This window comes from Burkholderia oklahomensis C6786, from assembly GCF_000959365.1.
Taxonomy (GTDB): Bacteria; Pseudomonadota; Gammaproteobacteria; order Burkholderiales; family Burkholderiaceae; genus Burkholderia; species Burkholderia oklahomensis.
This window is the reverse complement of sequence record NZ_CP009555.1, coordinates 2,484,028-2,500,389: the sequence shown is the minus strand read 5'-3', so window position 1 is coordinate 2,500,389 and position 16,362 is coordinate 2,484,028. Positions and strand designations below refer to the sequence as shown.

Sequence of the window (16,362 nt, the reverse complement as noted above, 5' to 3'; positions counted from 1 at the left end):
CTAGCGCTCCTCGCGCGGCAGATACGACAGTCTGCCGAGGATCGCGTCCGCGAGCGTAGCAGGCAAGAGCGGCAGCAGACGCATGCCGAACGCGAGCAGCCCCGGAAACGCGATCTCCGCGCGCCCGGCCGCGAGCTTGGCGCGGATGTGGGCGGCCGCCTTGTCGGCGGACCACAGGAGCGGCTTGTCGCCTGGGAACACGTCGCTCATCGCGGTCTTCACGAAGCCCGGCAGGATCACGGACAGCCTGACGCCGTCGCGCGCGAGCAACGGACGGACCGAATCGGCATACGCCTTGATCGCCGCCTTGCTCGCGCAATAGGCGGGCGAAATCGCCATGCCGCGCAGCGCGGCGAGCGAGCTTACCATCGCGATCTGGCCGCGCCCGCGCGGCCGCATGCGCGCGATGACGGGCAACGCCGCCTGCAGCGCGCCGTAGAAATTGGTGTCGACGACGGTCGCCGTGCGTTCGAGCCCCTCCCAGTCGGACGCGGTCGCGAGCGTGCTCGCGACGCCTGCGTTCGCGATCAGCAGGTCGATCGGATGCGCGTCGTCGAATGCCCAGAGCCACGCCTGCGCGCGCTCGGCGTCGCGCACGTCGAGCTGCCCGACGACGACCGTCGCACCGTGCGCGCGGCATGCCTGCGCGCACGCGTCGAGCCGCGCCGCGTCGCGCCCGACGAGCCCGAGCACGACGCCCGGCGCCGCATATGCATGCGCGAGCGCGCGGCCGAGCCCCGAGCTTGCACCCGTGACGACTACGTGACGCGGCGCGGCGCTAGTCACGCGCCGCCTCGAGCCGTTCGACCGCGCCCGCCGTCGCCATCTCGATGCCGGTGCGCGTGTAGAAGTCGCCGTTGATCTGGGTGTGATGCATCACGTAGTCGAGAAACGCTTGGTAGAGGGTCATGTCGGGCGGTTCGGCCTGCGTCCAGAAATCCTCGAGACTGCCTTGCCACGTCAGCCGCGGTATCGCATATACCGCGCTGCCGAGCGCGATCAGCGGACGGCGATGATGCAGCGCCGACAGCCCCACCGTGCTGTTGACGACGACGACGCCCGCCGCATGCTCGAGCAGCGTCGGCAAATGGCCGGCGTCGATGAAGCACAGGCGCTTCGCGATGCCGAGCTCGGCAGCCAACTTATACGCGAAGCGTCGATAATCGATCAATCCCGTATCGAGCGGATGGTTCTTGATGACGAGTACGGCATCGGAACGTGCATGCCGTGCAAACGCGTGCATCACCCGCTCGATTGCTTCGCGGATTCCGTCGAACGGGGAATGGGCGACGATCTGCGCGTCCGAACCCAGTTGCAGCGGAAAAAAATAATAGGCGCGTTTCGATTCGAGCAACGCCCGCACCACCTTCTCCGCTTCGCCGTGATGGCGGCTCTGCTGGAGCGCGCGCACGGCGAGTCCTGCATATTCGACGAAGCCGTTCCGCGGACGATGGCTGCTGTAATGCGGGAAGCGGCTTGCGTAAAATGCGTTCGCGCTACGATACCGGATATCGTGGAATGCGCGCTCGTAAAGGTTGTAACCGGTCGGCTGTCCCGGCGGGCTCGGCGGCGTGACGCTCCGCTGATCGAGATACCACGCCGGATCGCGCGGCAGCAGCGACCGGCCGTTGACGCCGTGCCGCTCGAGCGTCAGCCAGTGAGGACGGATGTAGCCCTCCTCGAACACGTGCGTGCGCAGCCCGCATGCATGCGCGACCGGATGCATGTGACGATGGACTTCACGACAGTCGCCGAACATGACTACATCGGTCACGCCCTCCGTTCGGACTGCTTGCAAGTACCACTCGGGCAGCGCGTCGAGCTTGTCCCGATAATCCCAGGCCGCGGTCGTTCCGCCATACAGAAGATCGCCGCCGCAGAAATTGACCCGGCGCACCGCATGACCCCGCCCGGACAAGGCTTCGGACAATCGGCTGAAGAACGATGAAGCCGTGCCTTGCAGCACAAGAAATGAGCGAGGCATCGAAAAAATGTCAACCGGCGAAATGAGTTGCTCCAGGGCGGGCATCTTCGCCCCTCGGAACAAACCCTTTATGAATATTGTTGAAATATTGCGGCAGTCGGCTCGACCGCTCTCTTCTTGGGTGCGATGAATATAGCATCCTGCCCAAAAAAGCAAAACAGAAGGCGGAAGGCTGCGACGCGCTATTGCGCAAATCTGACGTAGAAGTCTCGGAGATAGCGCATTTCAACCTCGCTGGCTATAATCAGCCGCCCCCTTGGCCACCAGCTTCCCGCAAGCCTCGGCGGCAACAAAATCGTGCTTGCCGGAAGTCATCCGTACGCGGTTCAATGCGGCAACGAGCGCTCGAATGGGCGGAACATGCCGCCTCGGCGCCGCGACGTTGCATGACCGTGCCATTTGATCGAAACCGCTCTTGAGTCGAAATGCGAATGACGTAAGTATTTTGACAGAATGCCAAGAGCCATTCAGCGTGGATGGAAGGAAGTTGGAAAACGTATCTGGCAGCACTTCGGTCTCGACGGCCGGAAAGCGAACGAACTTCATCGGGCGGATCAAGGGACTCAATAAGCTCTTCGTCCTGACGGTGGCCGCCCCCACCCTCATCGCGACGCTCTACTACGGTCTCATCGCGTCCGACATTTACGTGTCCGAATCGCGCTTCGTCGTCCGCAGCGCGCAACGCGCAGCGCAGCCGAGCGCCGTCGGCGCGTTGCTGCAAGGCACGGGGCTCGGCCGCGGACAGGACGACACGTATCCCGTCGTCGACTACATCCAGTCGCGCGACGCGCTCACCGCGCTGAACCGGGACAACTACGTGCGCGACGCATACTCGAAGCGCGGCGACTTCATCAGCCACTTCAACGCGACGCTCGACGGCAGCTTCGAATCGTTGTGGAAATACTACGGCAAGCGGATCGTGTCGGTGAATCTCGAGTCGTCGTCGGGGATCGCGACGCTGCAGGTGCGCGGCTACACCGCCGAGGACGCGCAGAAGATCAATGCCGAGCTGCTCGGCCTGAGCGAGCAGCTCGTCAACCGGATGAACGACCGTGCCGCGAAGGACACCGTAAGCTTCGCGCAGCGGCAGGTCGACGAGGCCGCCGCGAAGGCGAAGGAGGCCGCCGTCGCGCTCGCCGCATACCGGAATTCGAACGCGGTGTTCGATCCGGAAAAGCAATCGGCGCTGCAGTTGCAACAGGTGACGAGCCTGCAGTCGCAACTCTTCTCCGCGCAGACGCAACTTCGGCAGCTGCAGGTGATCGCGCCGCAGAACCCGCAAATTTCGGTCCTGAAGAACAGCATCGCGGAACTCGAGAAGCAGATCAAGGAAGCGACGGGCGGCGTCGCGGGCGGCAAGAACTCGCTGTCGAACAAGGCGGCGAGCTACACGCGGCTACAGCTCGATTCGCAATTCGCCGACAAGCAGCTCGCGTCCGCGCTCGCGGCGATGGAAACCGCGCGCGCCGAAGCCCAGCGCCAGCAACTCTATCTGGAGCGCCTCGTCCAGCCGAACCAGCCGGACGTCGCGATCGAGCCGAAGCGGCTCAAATCGATCTTCGAGGTGTTCGCGCTCGGCATGATCGCATGGGGCATCCTGAGCCTCCTGCTCGCCGGCGTGCGCGAGCACCACGACTGAGAACGGGCGGCGATGGCACATCACGACACCCCGCTGTCCCGCTCGCTCTCGATCCAGGCGCGCGTCGTCAGCGCGCTGCTGATGCGGGAGATCCTGACGCGCTTCGGCCGCCACAACATCGGCTTTCTGTGGATCTTCTTCGAGCCGATGATGTTCACGCTCGGCGTGCTCGCGCTGTGGACGATGACGAAGGCAACGCACGGCTCGACGCTGCCGATCACCGCGTTCGCGGTAACGGGCTACTCGCCCGTGCTGCTGTGGCGCAACTGCGCGAACCGCTGCGCGCTCGCGATCCTGCCGAACCAGGCGCTCCTCTATCATCGCAACGTGCGCGTGATCGACTTCTTCTTCGCACGTCTTTTGCTCGAGATCTCGGGCGCGACGATGTCGTTCACGTTCCTGACGATCTTCTTCATCGTCGCAGGCATGATGCATCCGCCCGAAAACATGTTGATGATCTTCGGCGCGTGGCTGCATCTCGCCGCGTTCGGCTCCGGCCTCGCGCTCATCATCGGCGCGCTGTCCGAGCGCAGCGAGGCGGTCGAGCGGATCTGGCACACGGTCGCGTATCTGCTGTTCCCGCTGTCGGGCTCGCTCTTCATGGTGTCGTGGCTGCCCGAGAAATTCCAGAAGATCATCCTGCTGCTGCCGATGGTGCACGGCACCGAGATGCTGCGCGGCGGCTATTTCGGCTCGCTCGTCACGCCGCACTACAGCATCCCGTACATGGTGTTCAGCGACTTGATCCTGCTGCTGGTCGGCCTGTACTTCGTGCGCGACGCGGGCCGCAGGGTGGAGCCGGAATGATCGAGCTCGAACGCGTCTGCAAGGACTATCACACGCGGCAAGGCGTTCATCGCGTGCTGAACCGGATCGACTTGCGCGTGAAGCAAGGCGAGAAGGTCGGCATCCTCGGACGCAACGGGGCCGGCAAGTCGACGCTGATCCGGATGATCAGCGGCGCGGAGCTGCCGACGTCGGGCCGCATCCGCCGCAGCATGAAAGTGTCCTGGCCGCTCGCGTTCGGCGGCGCGTTCCAGGGCAGCCTGACCGGCATGGACAACCTGCGCTTCATCTGCCGCGTCTACGGCGCCGACCCGAAGGCGGCCGAGCCGTTCGTCCAGGAGTTCTCGGAGCTCGGCTACTACCTGCGCGAGCCGGTCAAGAGCTATTCGGCCGGGATGCGCGCACGGCTCGCGTTCGCGATCTCGATGGCAATCGAATTCGACTGCTTCCTGATCGACGAGATCGTCGCCGTCGGCGACAGCCGCTTTCATGCGAAATGCCATCACGAGCTGTTCGAGCAGCGCAAGGACCGCGCGCTCATCATCGTGAGCCACGATGCGAGCTACATCCGGCAGCACTGCGACCGCGCGTCGGTGCTGATCGAAGGCCGGCTGCATTCGTTCGACTCGGTCGAGGATGCGTACACGTTCTATCAGGAAAGCACGGCATGACGCGCGTCGCGCCGGCGTCCGAAGCTTGAGCCAGGCACTGAAAGCCGCCGTCCTGCAATCCGCCGCGATCTGGGGCGCGCCGCGCGTCGCGCGCGCGGCGCGGCGGGCCGTGCGCGCGCTCGATCCCGCCGCGCCGCAGCCGTCCGGCTCGCGGCGGCGGCAACTGCTCGTCGACGTCTCGATCATCGCCGCGCACGACGCGGGCACGGGCATCCAGCGCGTCGTCCGTTCGCTCCTCGCGCAGCTGCTGCACTCGCCGCCCGCGGGCTTCGACGTGCGTCCCGTCCGCGCGACGCGCAAGACGCCCTATTGCTATGCGGCCCTATTTCCCGCGTCGCATGCGAGCGCGCCGCACCGATCCGCGTCGGAGGCGCCGGGCGAAGCGGTGCGCGTCGAGAGCGGCGACGTGTTTCTCGGCCTCGATCTGACGAGCCGCATCGTCCCGCGACGGCAGCGCGATCTGCTCGCATGGAAGCGGCAAGGCGTGCGCTGCGCGTTCGTCGTCTACGATCTGCTGCCGTTCCAGCATCCGCGCTGGTTCACGCCGCGCGCGCGGCGCTCGTTCCGGCATTGGCTGTCGACGCTCGCCGTGCATGCGGACGAGCTCTGGTGCATCTCGCGCACCGTTGCGCGCGAAACCGATGCGCTGATGCAGCGCCGTTTCGGCTTGACGAACGCCGACATCGCGATCCGCTCGTTCGATCTCGGCGCGGAAACGCTCGATCGCGCGCACGCTGCGTCACTGCCTGCGTCGGACCGCCGCCGCGAATATGCGCATCCGATGCTGCTGATGGTCGGCACGATCGAGCCGCGCAAGGGGCACGCACAGGTGCTCGACGCACTCGACGCGCTGTGGCGCGACGGCGCCGACGTCACGCTCGTGGTGGTCGGTGCGCCGGGCTGGCATGTCGAGCCCGTCGTGCAGCGCTTGCAACGGCATGCGCAAAGCGGCCGGCGGCTGTTCTGGCTGCACGATGCCGACGACACACGCCTCGAGGAACTGTATGCACAGGCGGACGGACTCGTGATGGCGTCCGAGGCCGAAGGCTTCGGACTGCCGATCGTCGAGGCGGCGCGCTACGGCAAGCCGCTGTTCTTGCGCGATCTCGACGTGTTCAGGGAAGTCGCCGGCGAGCAGGCAACCTACTTCCGCGCGACGAACGGCGGCGCGCTCGCGCGCGAACTGTCGGACTGGCTTGCGCTGCTTTCGGCCGGCGCCGCGCCGACGAGCGACGCGATCGAACCGATCACCTGGTCGGCGAGCGCCGATCAGTTGAAAGCGCTCGTCGCGGCGCTCACCGATACGGCCTGATTCAAGCGAAGCGGCGGCACACGTCGAGCGTCTTGCGCGCGCATTGCGCCCATGTCGTCTCGCTCGCGACCTGCAGCCCCCGCTCGATCGCCGCCGCCCGCCACGGCTCGTCGCACATCACGAGCTCGATGCCCGCTCGCAACGCTTCGTGATCGCCGGGCTCGACGAGCCACGCCGCGCCATCGGCGACCTCCGGCAGCGACGAGCAGCGCGACGTCAGCGTCGGCACACCGCTCGCGAGCGCTTCGAGCACGGGCAGGCCGAATCCTTCGTAGAGCGATGGAAAGAAAAACGCGTGCGCGCCTGCGTACAGCAGCGGCAGCGCCGTTTCCGGCACGAAGCCGAGATAGCGCAGCCACCCTTCCCGTTCGCCGCGCGCGATCTCCTGCCGCAGCGCGTCGCTCAGCCAGCCCTCGCTGCCGACGAGCACGAGCGGATAGCGCGAACGCAACGGCGCCGGCAGTTCCGCATACGCGGCGAGCAGCGCGTCGATCCGCTTGCGCGGCTCGAGCGTCGACACGCACAGCGTATAGGCGCCGGGCGCGAGACGGTAGCGCGCGAGCGGCTCGAAGAGCGTCGCGCGGTCGCGACGTCCGAACTCCGGCGGCACGCCGAGGCGCACCGCTGTGATCTTGTCGAGCGGCCAGCCGAAGCTGTCGGCCACCTCGTGACGAATTGCCTCGGAGTCCGTGATGATGTGCGCGGCGCGCGCGAGCGTCGATGCGAAGCCGCGCTCGAAGTGACGGATGCGCTCGACGGGATGCGTCTGCGGATACTTGAAGACGGACAGGTCGTGCACGGTGACGACGCCGCCTTCGACCCAGTCCGGCAAGAAATAGTTGGGAGAGTGAAACACGTGTCCGCGGATCGCGCGCTGCTCGCGCCACTGACGCAGCCCGGCCGACACGCGCGGCCACAGGCCCTTGCGGCGCGTCGTGCGGCCGCGCGGCGGACCGTCGAGCAGGGCCTGCGGATCGCCGATCCATTGGCCCGCGAAAAAATAGCGAATCGAATCGAGCCCGCTGTCCGGCGTCGAATAATGCTTCGCGAGCTCCCACGTGTAGCGTCCGATCCCGGTAAGCGGCGGCACGATCGCGTCCACCGCGAGAATCAGCTTCAAGCGGCGCTCTCCAGCATCCATTTCAGCGTGTCGCGCAGCGGAATCGCCGGCAGTTCGCCGATCGCGTCGCGCAGCTTCGTGCCGTTGCCGATCAGCTTGCGAACCTCGTTCGCGCGCACGAAGTTCGGATTGACGCGAATCTCGGGCCGGTAGCCGGCCAGTTCCTCCGCCATCGCGAGCACGTCCTGCAGCGAGTAGCCGACGCCCGAGCACACGTTGAACGTCTCGCCTGCAAACGCGCCGTCGAGCAGCTTCTCGTATGCGGCAACGACGGTGCGCACATCGGAGAAGTCGCGAATCACGTCGAGGTTGCCGAGCTCGAGCACGGACGCGCGCGAACGAAAGTGCGACACGATCTTCGGCAGCAGGAAGTTCACCGCCTGACCGACGCCCGTGTAATTGAACGGCCGCACGACGACGATCGGCAGCCGCTCGCGCCAAAGCTTCGCGACGAACTCCATTGACAGCTTGCTGACCGCATAGTCATTTGCGGGTGCGGGCGGCACCGACTCGTCGATCCATTCGCGGTCGGCGTTGCCGTAGACATTCGCGCTGCTCGCGAGCAGCACCGAGCGCGGCGTGTGCGACGACGACGCCAGCACATCGAGCAAGTTCCGCGTACCGACGACGTTGGTTTGATAGATCGCGCTCGCGTCGCCGTGCGCGACGAACGCGATCGCGGCCAGATGAACGACCGCGTCGGGTCGTTCGCGCTCGACGACTTCCGCGACCTGGCCGCGATCGAGCAGATCGGCGACGTGCGCGCGCCATTCGAGGTCGACGCCCGCCCGATGGACGAGGCCGCACACGTCGTGCCCGCGCTCCGTCAGCCGCCGGGCGAGATACCGCCCGGTAAAACCGCCGATCCCGGTAATCAGAACTTTTGCCATAAATCAGAATGAGAAACCCACTTCATTGCGCCGGATGTCGGCCTCGACCATCATCTGGCACAACTGCTCCAGCGTCGTGGCCGGCGTCCAGCCGAGCGCCTCGCGCGCCTTCTTCGGATCGCCGATCAACAGATCCACTTCGGCCGGGCGATAGAACTTCGGATTGATCTTCACGATCGTCTTGCCCGAGCCCTGGTCGATTCCGACCTCGTTCTCGTCGCGGCCTTCCCACGCGAGCCTGAAGCCCGCCGCGCGCGCCGCCATGTCGACGAAGTCCCGGACCTTCTCGGTCCGGTTCGTCGCGAGCACGTACGTATCGGGCTTGTCGGCCTGCAGCATCCGCCACATCCCTTCGACGTATTCCTTCGCGAAGCCCCAGTCGCGCTTCGCGTCGAGGTTGCCGAGCTCGAGCACGTCGAGCTTGCCCAGGCGGATCTTCGCCATGCTGTCGGTGATCTTGCGCGTCACGAACTCGCGGCCGCGCAGCGGCGATTCGTGATTGAACAGGATCCCGCTGCAGCCAAAGATGCCGTAGCTTTCGCGGTAGTTGACCGTGATCCAGTGCGCATAGAGCTTCGCGACGCCGTACGGGCTGCGCGGATAGAACGGCGTGCTCTCCGTCTGCGGAATCGCCTGCACCTTGCCGAACATCTCCGACGTGCTCGCCTGATAGAAGCGGATCGCCGGATTCACGATCCGGATCGCTTCGAGCAGATGCAGCGGGCCGATGCCGGTGATCTCCGCGGTGGTGACGGGCTGATCGAACGACACGCCGACGAAGCTCTGCGCGGCAAGATTGTAAACTTCCGTCGCCCGAGTCGTCTGCAACAGGCGAATGCTCGCGCTCAGATCGGTCAGATCGTATTCGACGAGATGGAGATTCGGATGCGCGCCGATGCCGAGCTCTTCGATGCGCCAGAAGTTCACCGAGCTCGTGCGGCGGTAGGTGCCGTAGACCACGTAGCCCTTGTCGAGCAGGAGCTGAGCGAGATAAGCTCCGTCTTGGCCGGTAATGCCGGTAATAATTGCAGTGACGCTCATTGTTGACTCACTAGATTGGTGTCGATCATGACCGGCGCGGCCTCGCGAAGCGCTCGTCGGGCCGACGCGCTCAATACATCTACCGCTTCACTATTTCCATTCTCGTCAACTGCATCCGCGTGCCGCGGTCGATGCAGCGCACCTCGAAGTCGTCCAGGTGGCTCGTCACGTCGATGTCGAACTCGACGACGAGCGACTCCGTGTCGCCCTGCGCGCGCGGAACGCGGATGTCGCCACGCCAGAGGCATTGCTTGCCTTCGTTCGCGACGAAATCGAACAGCAGATTCGCATCCTTCTCTTCGTCAGGCATGCCGAACACCTTCACCCGGTAGTTGCCGGCCGTCATCGCGCGGTGCGGACCGTACATCAGGAATCCGTCGTTTCCGGTGCCCTTCAGGCCCGGGCCGACATGCACGCCGACCTGCGTGCTGCAGTCGTAGCCCGGATAGATCACGGTGCGCGCGTCCGCGCCGTCGGCCGCGATGCCGTCGATCACCTGCTTGACGACGTCGGCCGTGCCCGTCCACGTGCGCACGCGATATTCCTTCTTCACGCGATGCTCGATCTCGTGGATCTTCGACGGCGTCGAGCACCATTCGAGAATCGCGTCGGCCCACGCCTGCACGTCCCATGCGGGCAGATAGCGAACGAGATCGCCGCCCACTTCCGGCAGCGAGCCCTGATCGGAGCTCAGCACGGCCTTGCCCATCGCGAGCGCTTCGCCGACGGGCAACCCCCATCCTTCGTACAGCGACGGATACGCGCAGAAGAGCGCATGCTTGTACAGTTGCATCAGCTCGTGATCGGTCACGTGATTGAGCTGCACGATGAAATCGCGCGTCAGCGGATCGAGCTCGATGTCCTTCAGCAAATCGCCGACGCCCCAGCCGGGCATCCCGACGAACACGAGCTTGGGCAGCTTGTGGGCGTGCCCTTCCCAGCACAGCCTGTGATATGCGCGATAGAGGATCTCGTGATTCTTGCGGCGTTCGATCGTCGACACGAACAGGATGAACGGCTTTCTCAGCACGTCCTGCACTTCCGGCCCGACGCGCCCGTCGCCCGTCGGCACGTTGTCGCCGAGCGGAATCACGTGCGACGGACGGATCGGCGAGCCGATCCGGTTGCAGAGCTCGAGATAGTCCTTCTTCGTCTGCTCGGAAATGCACAGCACCGCGGTCGAGCCCCATGCGAGGAAGTTGAAATACTCCTTGAAGCGGCTCGACACGTCGCCGACGCAGTATTGCGGGAACAGCACCGGAATCAGGTCGTAGCAGCACGTGATCACGTGGATGCCCCTCTTCTTCCGCAAGTTGTGGAACTCGGACGAATACGACTGATCCCAGTCGAGTCCGATCGACACGAGGATGTCGCCCGCCGCGGGCGTCAGCCGATACTGCTGGTCGCCGACCGGCACGTCGAGCCGTATGCTCTCGGCACCGTCGCGCACACGCGATTTCTTGCCGAACAGATCGAGCGCGCGATACAGGAAGCGGCGCGACAGGTCGAATGATTCGGTGCGCGGCAGCATCATGTCGACGACGTCGTCGATCTCGGCCGAACGCTGGGCGACGGGTTCCGTCCATTCGATGAACTGCCCTTCGCGCCACACGCACTTCTTGAAGCGGCGCTTGCCGTAAATTGCTTCGAGCTCCTTGCAAAGCGCCTGCTCGACGCGAACGATGCCGACGGGCGGGCGATTCCAGTTCGCGCTGGTAGTGACGTTCATCCAAATCAATGGTGCATTCTTGTGCGACATGCGTGATCCTTGTTCACTACCGGATGCCGCCGCCCGCGAGCGCGCGGCGTCGTAGCATATTTGGTACGGACTGCGTGCTTCAGGTCTGGCTTTGCAATTCGCGTCGAGGTTTCGGTGCGGCCGACGCGCGCGGCGCGAAGCCCGCGACGTAGTCGACGAGATCGCGCAGCGTCTCGTCCCACAGCACCGACGCGCGCGCCGCCTGCTCTTCGTGCGTGAGCCGCAGCGGCGGCGCGGCCATCGCTTCGCGCAGCGCCGCGACGAAGCCGCGGCTGTCGTCGGCGATCGACACGCCGCGCGCCTTCGTGAACGCATCGAAGCCGCGCATCGCGACCGACGTCGCGACGACGTTCTTGCCCGCCCACAGCGCCTCGGCCGTCTTCAGATTGGTGCCGCCGCCGTGCGTGATCGGCAGGATGATCGTATGCGCGACCGCGAGGAGGCCCTGCAGGCACGCCTCCGACACGACGCCCGCGGAGATCGTCGCGCGCGCGAGACCGGCGGTGCGATGAAAGCGCGGATCCGCGACGATCGAAGGACCGACGCCGCCGACGAGCACGAGCGACTCGTCGGGCGCGATGCAGCCGACGCCCGCGCCGAACATCTCGAAGAAACCGGTGATGTTGGGCGGATGCGCGGACCCGCACAACAACGCGATCTTGCGATGCTGCGCGGTCCGGTTCGCCTGCTCGAGCCCCTCGGCCGTCGTCGCGCGACGCGCGACGCCGTTTTGCGCGAGGATGCACTTCGCCGACGTGCGGGCCTGCATCCACGCGAGATCCTCCTGCGACACGCCGCACACGCCGTGCGCCTCGCGCAGCGCCTTCAGCTCGGTTTCGAGGATCAGATCGCGCGCCTTCACCGCGTCGTCGAGCGTCAGATATTGAGCGACGATGTCGTAGCGCAACTGGCTCTCGATGTTTTCGGAGCTGTAGACGAGTGCGGTCTTGCTCAACTTTCTTTCGGACACGAAACGTTTCGCGAAATCGAAGAGCCACGGATTCTCGATCAGGATCAGATCCGGATTCGGCTCGATCAGGCTCGCGAGCGCGCTGTACGCGTCGTGGTCGTCCGCGAAGAGGCGGCCGATCGCCCAATCCTCCATCAACAGCGGATTCGCGATGTACTTGCGCATCGGCTCATGCCCGGGATACGCGCAGAAGCCTTCCTCGTGCGCGTACTGGTCGCTGCCGAGCACGCCGGCGGTCTGCACCTCGTGCCCGGCTTCGCGCAGCACCCGCACGATGTTCGCCACCCGGTGCTGGCCGCCGTGCGCTGGCGTTCCCACGGGGTACGTGCTGAGCGTCAGGATCTTCATTTGCCGCTCCCCGTACCCTGCGATTTGACCGACGACTCCACGTAGCCCTGATAGTGCTGCTGCATCTCCTCTCCCATCCGGATCAAATGATTTTCGAGAGCCCGGAGATCCTTCAGATGACGATTCACGCTGAAAAAGAAATAGGCGCCCTGAATCAGGCCGCCGATCACAGGAATGCCGAACAGCTTGTTCACGAACACCGCGCTCTTCAGATGAGCGATCTTCACGCCACGCCGCCGGGCTTCTTTCGAATTCTGGATGTCCGCCAGAATCACGACCTTGCTCACCCCCGATCGGACGCGGTTCAGATAGTGCCGCTCGCCGTATTCGTCCGGTTCGCGCTGCAGCAGCGCGAGGTACGCGGCGCGCACGAAGTTCTTGTCGTGCAGCGAAAGAAAATCATCGAGGTTGTACTTCCCATCTTCCCGAACGACGAATTCCGGCTGGAAATTTATTTTCAACATTTTCATGCGATCCACACGATGTTCCGCTGATGCCGCCTCGCGCTTCGCTTCGATCGACGGTGCGAGATAACGCATGTCGATCTTGGGGCCGTGACCCACGAAAGAAAACGCTCTTGCAAACAAGCCTCGCGCTTTCTCCGCACGCCCGAGGCGATATCCTTCCCACAGGTACTCCGCGTTCCGCTCGACCAGTACACGAGCGTGACGCGCATGGGCATCGGCCTCGGTCTCGTACTTCGACCTCAGCTCGTCGTATTCGCCGTTGCGCCGGTCGAGCCGCGACTGCAAGAAAGATAAATCGCTTGCCGCCTGCTGCTCGCGACGAATCCGCTGCCCTTCGGATTCTCGCAGCAAATTCTCGTAACGTTGGACCAATGTTGTTTTTTCGCGCTCTAGATCGTGCACGAAGCTATCGTGCCGCGTCTCGAGCGTCGCGTGTTCCGTCTGCAGACGCGCAACCGCCGCGCGCTGCGCTGCGCGCTCGTCCAGATGCGCGCGGCGCAGCTCGGCGAGCTGCACGCCGTGAATCGCCGCGAGACGCGCACGCTCCGCTTCGGCTTCCTTACGAAGCGAAAGCGCCTGATGCGCGAGCTTTTCTTCGGTCTGCGCATCGCGTTGCCGCAGCGCCTCCGAATACGCGCGGATCTCGTTCTGCGCCGCCTGCATCGCATCCGCGAAGCGACGCTCGCACTCCGCATGTTCGCGCGCCTGCGCCGCGAGCGCGGCTTCCGCCTTGCCCGACGCTTCGAGCAATTGCCGCCGGGCATCCTGCTCGCGCAGCACCGAGCCCTTGAGCGTATCCTCCAATTTTGTCCGGATTAAGGCATGCTCGTAAGAACGTTCCCGGTCGCGAGCCGCCCATTGCTGCTCCCGACTGCGAAATGCCTGCTCCGCCGCCAGCATTTTTTCCAGCGCCGCGCGTTCCTGCTCGGCGCTGCGCCTGCCGAGCGACTCGAACTCGTCGCCCAGCTCGCGAATGCGCGCCTGGCTGTCCCGATCGAGCTGCTGCAATTCCGCCTTGACCGCGTCGAGCGCCGCCCGATCGCGCTCGACGATCCCGCGGTGAAACGGCGCGTTCGACTCGCCGCTCAGCACGAAGTCGTCGAACACGTTCGGCGGCGCACGAAATGCCTGCTTGAGCTCGCTGCGCTGCTGCGCAACATAATATCTATTTAGGCCATCAAAATAGACGGCGCAATACCCAAGCTTGACGAGTATCGACTCCCAATCCTCGTGACACTCGATTTGCGTCATCGGCCACGTGCTTTCGACGACGACGATCCACGGGCGGGCGAGCGCGTCGTTCCAGCTTTCGAGCACCTGCCGCTCGAATCCTTCGACGTCGATCTTCAGCCAATGGATGTCGCGGCCCGCGCTCAATTCGAAGACCGACTCGAGCGTCGTGCACGGCACGACGATCTCGTGCGCATCGAATCCGCGTTCGCGATGCTGGGCCGCGATATTCGGGTCGGCGGTCGAAATGCCCGTCCCGGGAATTTCGTAAAACCGTAAAACGTCTTTCTGATTCGCGACGGCCGCCTGAATCACGGTCTCGTCCGGCCGCTGCTGCCGCAGCGCATCGGCGTAGTGCGGCGTGGGCTCGACATGAATGCCGCGCCAACCCTGCTCGTAGAAAAGGAGACTGACGGAATCGACGCGCGGATCCTGCGCGCCGATATCGATGTAGAAGCCGTGCTCGACATGCGCGAGCGCGCGCCACAACATCACGTCCTCGAAATTTTGTGCGTAAGAAGTAATCATCGGACCATGAACTCGAAGCGGGTTTGCTCTCTGCTCTGGATAGATGCTGGTGATGACGGACAGTCCGCTCGCCGCCCGGCCGAATCGCCGGGCATTGCGACGAACGCGCCGAGGCCGCGCGCATTCGAACCGCCGTGCCGTCTCCCGCCAAACGCATTGTTATATGAGCCGCCCGCTCCTGACGCCGAACGGACCGCGTGTTTCGCGCGCGCCGGAGCGGTCGTTGATGCCGGGACCGCCCCGCCTGCGGCGCGCGCAAGTCTACGCCCTTACTTGAACGTCTGTACGCCCGTGACGACAGGATACGCGACCGAGAACACGAGGTTCAGGAACTTCTGCAATTCGGCGATCGGCGCGTTCGATACGTACAGCAAATCCTTGTTGTCCATCATGAAACTTTGGGCGACAAAAAAAGAATTCGGATCGCGCAGGTTCACCCGATAGACGACGGGCACCTTGCCGTCGGCCGTCGTGCGCACCGGCGTGTTCGGCCACTGCAGCGCCTTCGCGTCCTCGAGCCGGAAGACGAAGACGCCCGTCGCGTCCGAGCGCGCGTCCTGCAGGCCGCCCGCCCGTGCGAGCGCCTGCGCGAGCGTGATGCCCTGCGCCTCGAAATTGATTTCCTCGTTCTTCCCGGTCGCGCCGAGCGCCGTGAAGCTGTACGGCTGGAACAGCGCCGTCACGACGTCTCCCGCGCGCAGCGGCACGTTCTGCCGGGGATCGCGAATCACCGATTCGAGCGGCAGCGACGCGACGACGTTGCCGCGCGTCACCTGAATCGTAATCTTGTCAACGGGCTGGCGCACGCCGCCCGCGCTCGCCAATGCGTCGAGCAGACGCTCGCCGCGGGCGGACAACGGCATCCGGTCGCTCTTCGCGACGTCGCCGACGATCGTCACGTAGGAGGTTGCATTGCGCGACAACTTCACGAGCACCTGCGGATCGTGCGCCATGTTCTTCAGGCGCGCCGCGATGATTCGTTGCAGTTCGGAAGGCGTACGGCCCGCGGCCTTGATCTGGCCGGCGAACGGGACGTTGATCGTGCCGTCGCCGTCGATCACCTGATCGGGCAGCACCGTGACCTTCGCGTTGGTTGCCCCCGCCTTCGTGTCGCTCGTCTGCGCGACGCCGAACAGCGTCGCGGGCGGCGCCTCCCAGATCGACACTTCGATCGTGTCGCCGACGCCGAGCTGCTGCTGGAAGCGCGTATCGTTGCCGAGCAGCGCGGAAAAATCGCCCCGGCTGCGCTCCGCAAAGAGCCGCCGCGCGACGCCGTCGGTCACGTCGACGACCTGGATGGCGGGGAGATTCGCCTGGACTTGAGCCTCGTCCTGCGAGCGGCTTGGCGCCTTGTCGATCTGAAAGCGGCTGGGGCCCGAGCTGGCGATGCTCGAACAGCCCACGAGCAAGGCTGCGCTGACTGCAAGCCCGACATAAGAAGCACTGCAAGACAAACGTGGCATGTATCGTTGGGCCCCAGATTGTTGACGGAGGCGAAAAAGATGTAGACGGAGGCGAAAATTGTCGCACTTTCGGAGATGCAATAGAATATTTGAGCATCAATTGTCGTCTATAGCAAACGCATTCCGGAAAGAGGCCAGCCCCGCGCGAAAAGCC

Annotated in this window: 13 protein-coding genes; 4 read left to right on the top strand and 9 right to left on the bottom strand. The window is 64.8% G+C overall.

Annotation, left to right across the window (positions count from 1 at the left end; translation table 11 throughout):
- Both BG90_RS11275 and BG90_RS11270 read right to left on the bottom strand, forming a co-directional pair.
- Complete coding sequence (locus BG90_RS11275) at positions 1–786, bottom strand: SDR family NAD(P)-dependent oxidoreductase (RefSeq protein ID WP_010110999.1); 786 nt, start codon at positions 784–786, stop codon at positions 1–3.
- Positions 779–1,984, bottom strand: coding sequence for a capsule biosynthesis protein (locus tag BG90_RS11270; protein WP_010116915.1), 1,206 nt, complete (start codon positions 1,982–1,984; stop codon positions 779–781). The genes BG90_RS11275 and BG90_RS11270 overlap by 8 nt, the downstream gene beginning before the upstream one ends.
- Before the next feature lie 487 nt (positions 1,985–2,471).
- On the opposite strand from BG90_RS11270, the gene BG90_RS11265 reads away from it, so the two are divergent.
- The 4 genes from BG90_RS11265 to BG90_RS11250 are packed head-to-tail and all read left to right on the top strand — an operon-like array spanning position 2,472 to position 6,392.
- Positions 2,472–3,623, top strand: a complete 1,152-nt coding sequence (locus BG90_RS11265; protein WP_010111001.1) for a KpsE/RkpR family capsule polysaccharide export protein — start codon at positions 2,472–2,474, stop codon at positions 3,621–3,623.
- Between the two features lie 12 nt (positions 3,624–3,635).
- Positions 3,636–4,430 (top strand): ABC transporter permease, encoded by a 795-nt coding sequence (locus tag BG90_RS11260; protein WP_010111002.1) that lies wholly within the window; start codon positions 3,636–3,638, stop codon positions 4,428–4,430.
- A complete protein-coding gene (locus BG90_RS11255; protein ID WP_010111003.1) occupies positions 4,427–5,080 on the top strand; it encodes an ABC transporter ATP-binding protein in 654 nt (217 codons plus the stop codon). Before BG90_RS11260 ends, BG90_RS11255 begins: the two co-directional genes overlap by 4 nt.
- Positions 5,081–5,105: 25 nt before the next feature.
- Positions 5,106–6,392: a glycosyltransferase family 4 protein gene (locus tag BG90_RS11250; RefSeq protein WP_082094601.1), complete on the top strand. Its 1,287-nt coding sequence runs from the start codon at positions 5,106–5,108 to the stop codon at positions 6,390–6,392.
- Position 6,393: 1 nt separating this feature from the next.
- Here BG90_RS11250 and BG90_RS11245 read toward each other — a convergent pair whose 3' ends face one another.
- From BG90_RS11245 to BG90_RS11215, 7 genes are all read right to left on the bottom strand, one after another.
- Positions 6,394–7,512, bottom strand: a complete 1,119-nt coding sequence (locus tag BG90_RS11245) for a glycosyltransferase family 4 protein (RefSeq protein ID WP_010116924.1) — start codon at positions 7,510–7,512, stop codon at positions 6,394–6,396.
- Positions 7,509–8,402, bottom strand: coding sequence for a GDP-mannose 4,6-dehydratase (locus tag BG90_RS11240; RefSeq protein ID WP_010116925.1), 894 nt, complete (start codon positions 8,400–8,402; stop codon positions 7,509–7,511). Before BG90_RS11240 ends, BG90_RS11245 begins: the two co-directional genes overlap by 4 nt.
- A 3-nt stretch (positions 8,403–8,405) precedes the next feature.
- On the bottom strand, positions 8,406–9,443 hold the full coding sequence (gene gmd, locus BG90_RS11235) for a GDP-mannose 4,6-dehydratase (protein ID WP_010111008.1): 1,038 nt from the start codon (positions 9,441–9,443) through the stop codon (positions 8,406–8,408).
- Positions 9,444–9,522: 79 nt separating this feature from the next.
- Complete coding sequence (locus BG90_RS11230) at positions 9,523–11,172, bottom strand: glycosyltransferase family 4 protein (protein ID WP_010116926.1); 1,650 nt, start codon at positions 11,170–11,172, stop codon at positions 9,523–9,525.
- Between the two features lie 109 nt (positions 11,173–11,281).
- Entirely contained in the window at positions 11,282–12,520 is a 1,239-nt protein-coding gene (locus tag BG90_RS11225; protein WP_010111010.1) for a glycosyltransferase family protein, read from the bottom strand.
- The gene (locus BG90_RS11220) at positions 12,517–14,709 is read right to left on the bottom strand and encodes an FkbM family methyltransferase (RefSeq protein WP_232288898.1); all 2,193 of its coding nucleotides are present in this window, start codon (positions 14,707–14,709) and stop codon (positions 12,517–12,519) included. The genes BG90_RS11225 and BG90_RS11220 overlap by 4 nt, the downstream gene beginning before the upstream one ends.
- A 305-nt stretch (positions 14,710–15,014) precedes the next feature.
- Positions 15,015–16,208 carry a polysaccharide biosynthesis/export family protein gene (locus tag BG90_RS11215; protein WP_038801688.1) on the bottom strand — a complete coding sequence of 398 codons (1,194 nt, stop codon included), beginning with the start codon at positions 16,206–16,208 and terminating at the stop codon, positions 15,015–15,017.
- Between the last annotated feature and the right edge of the window lie 154 nt (positions 16,209–16,362).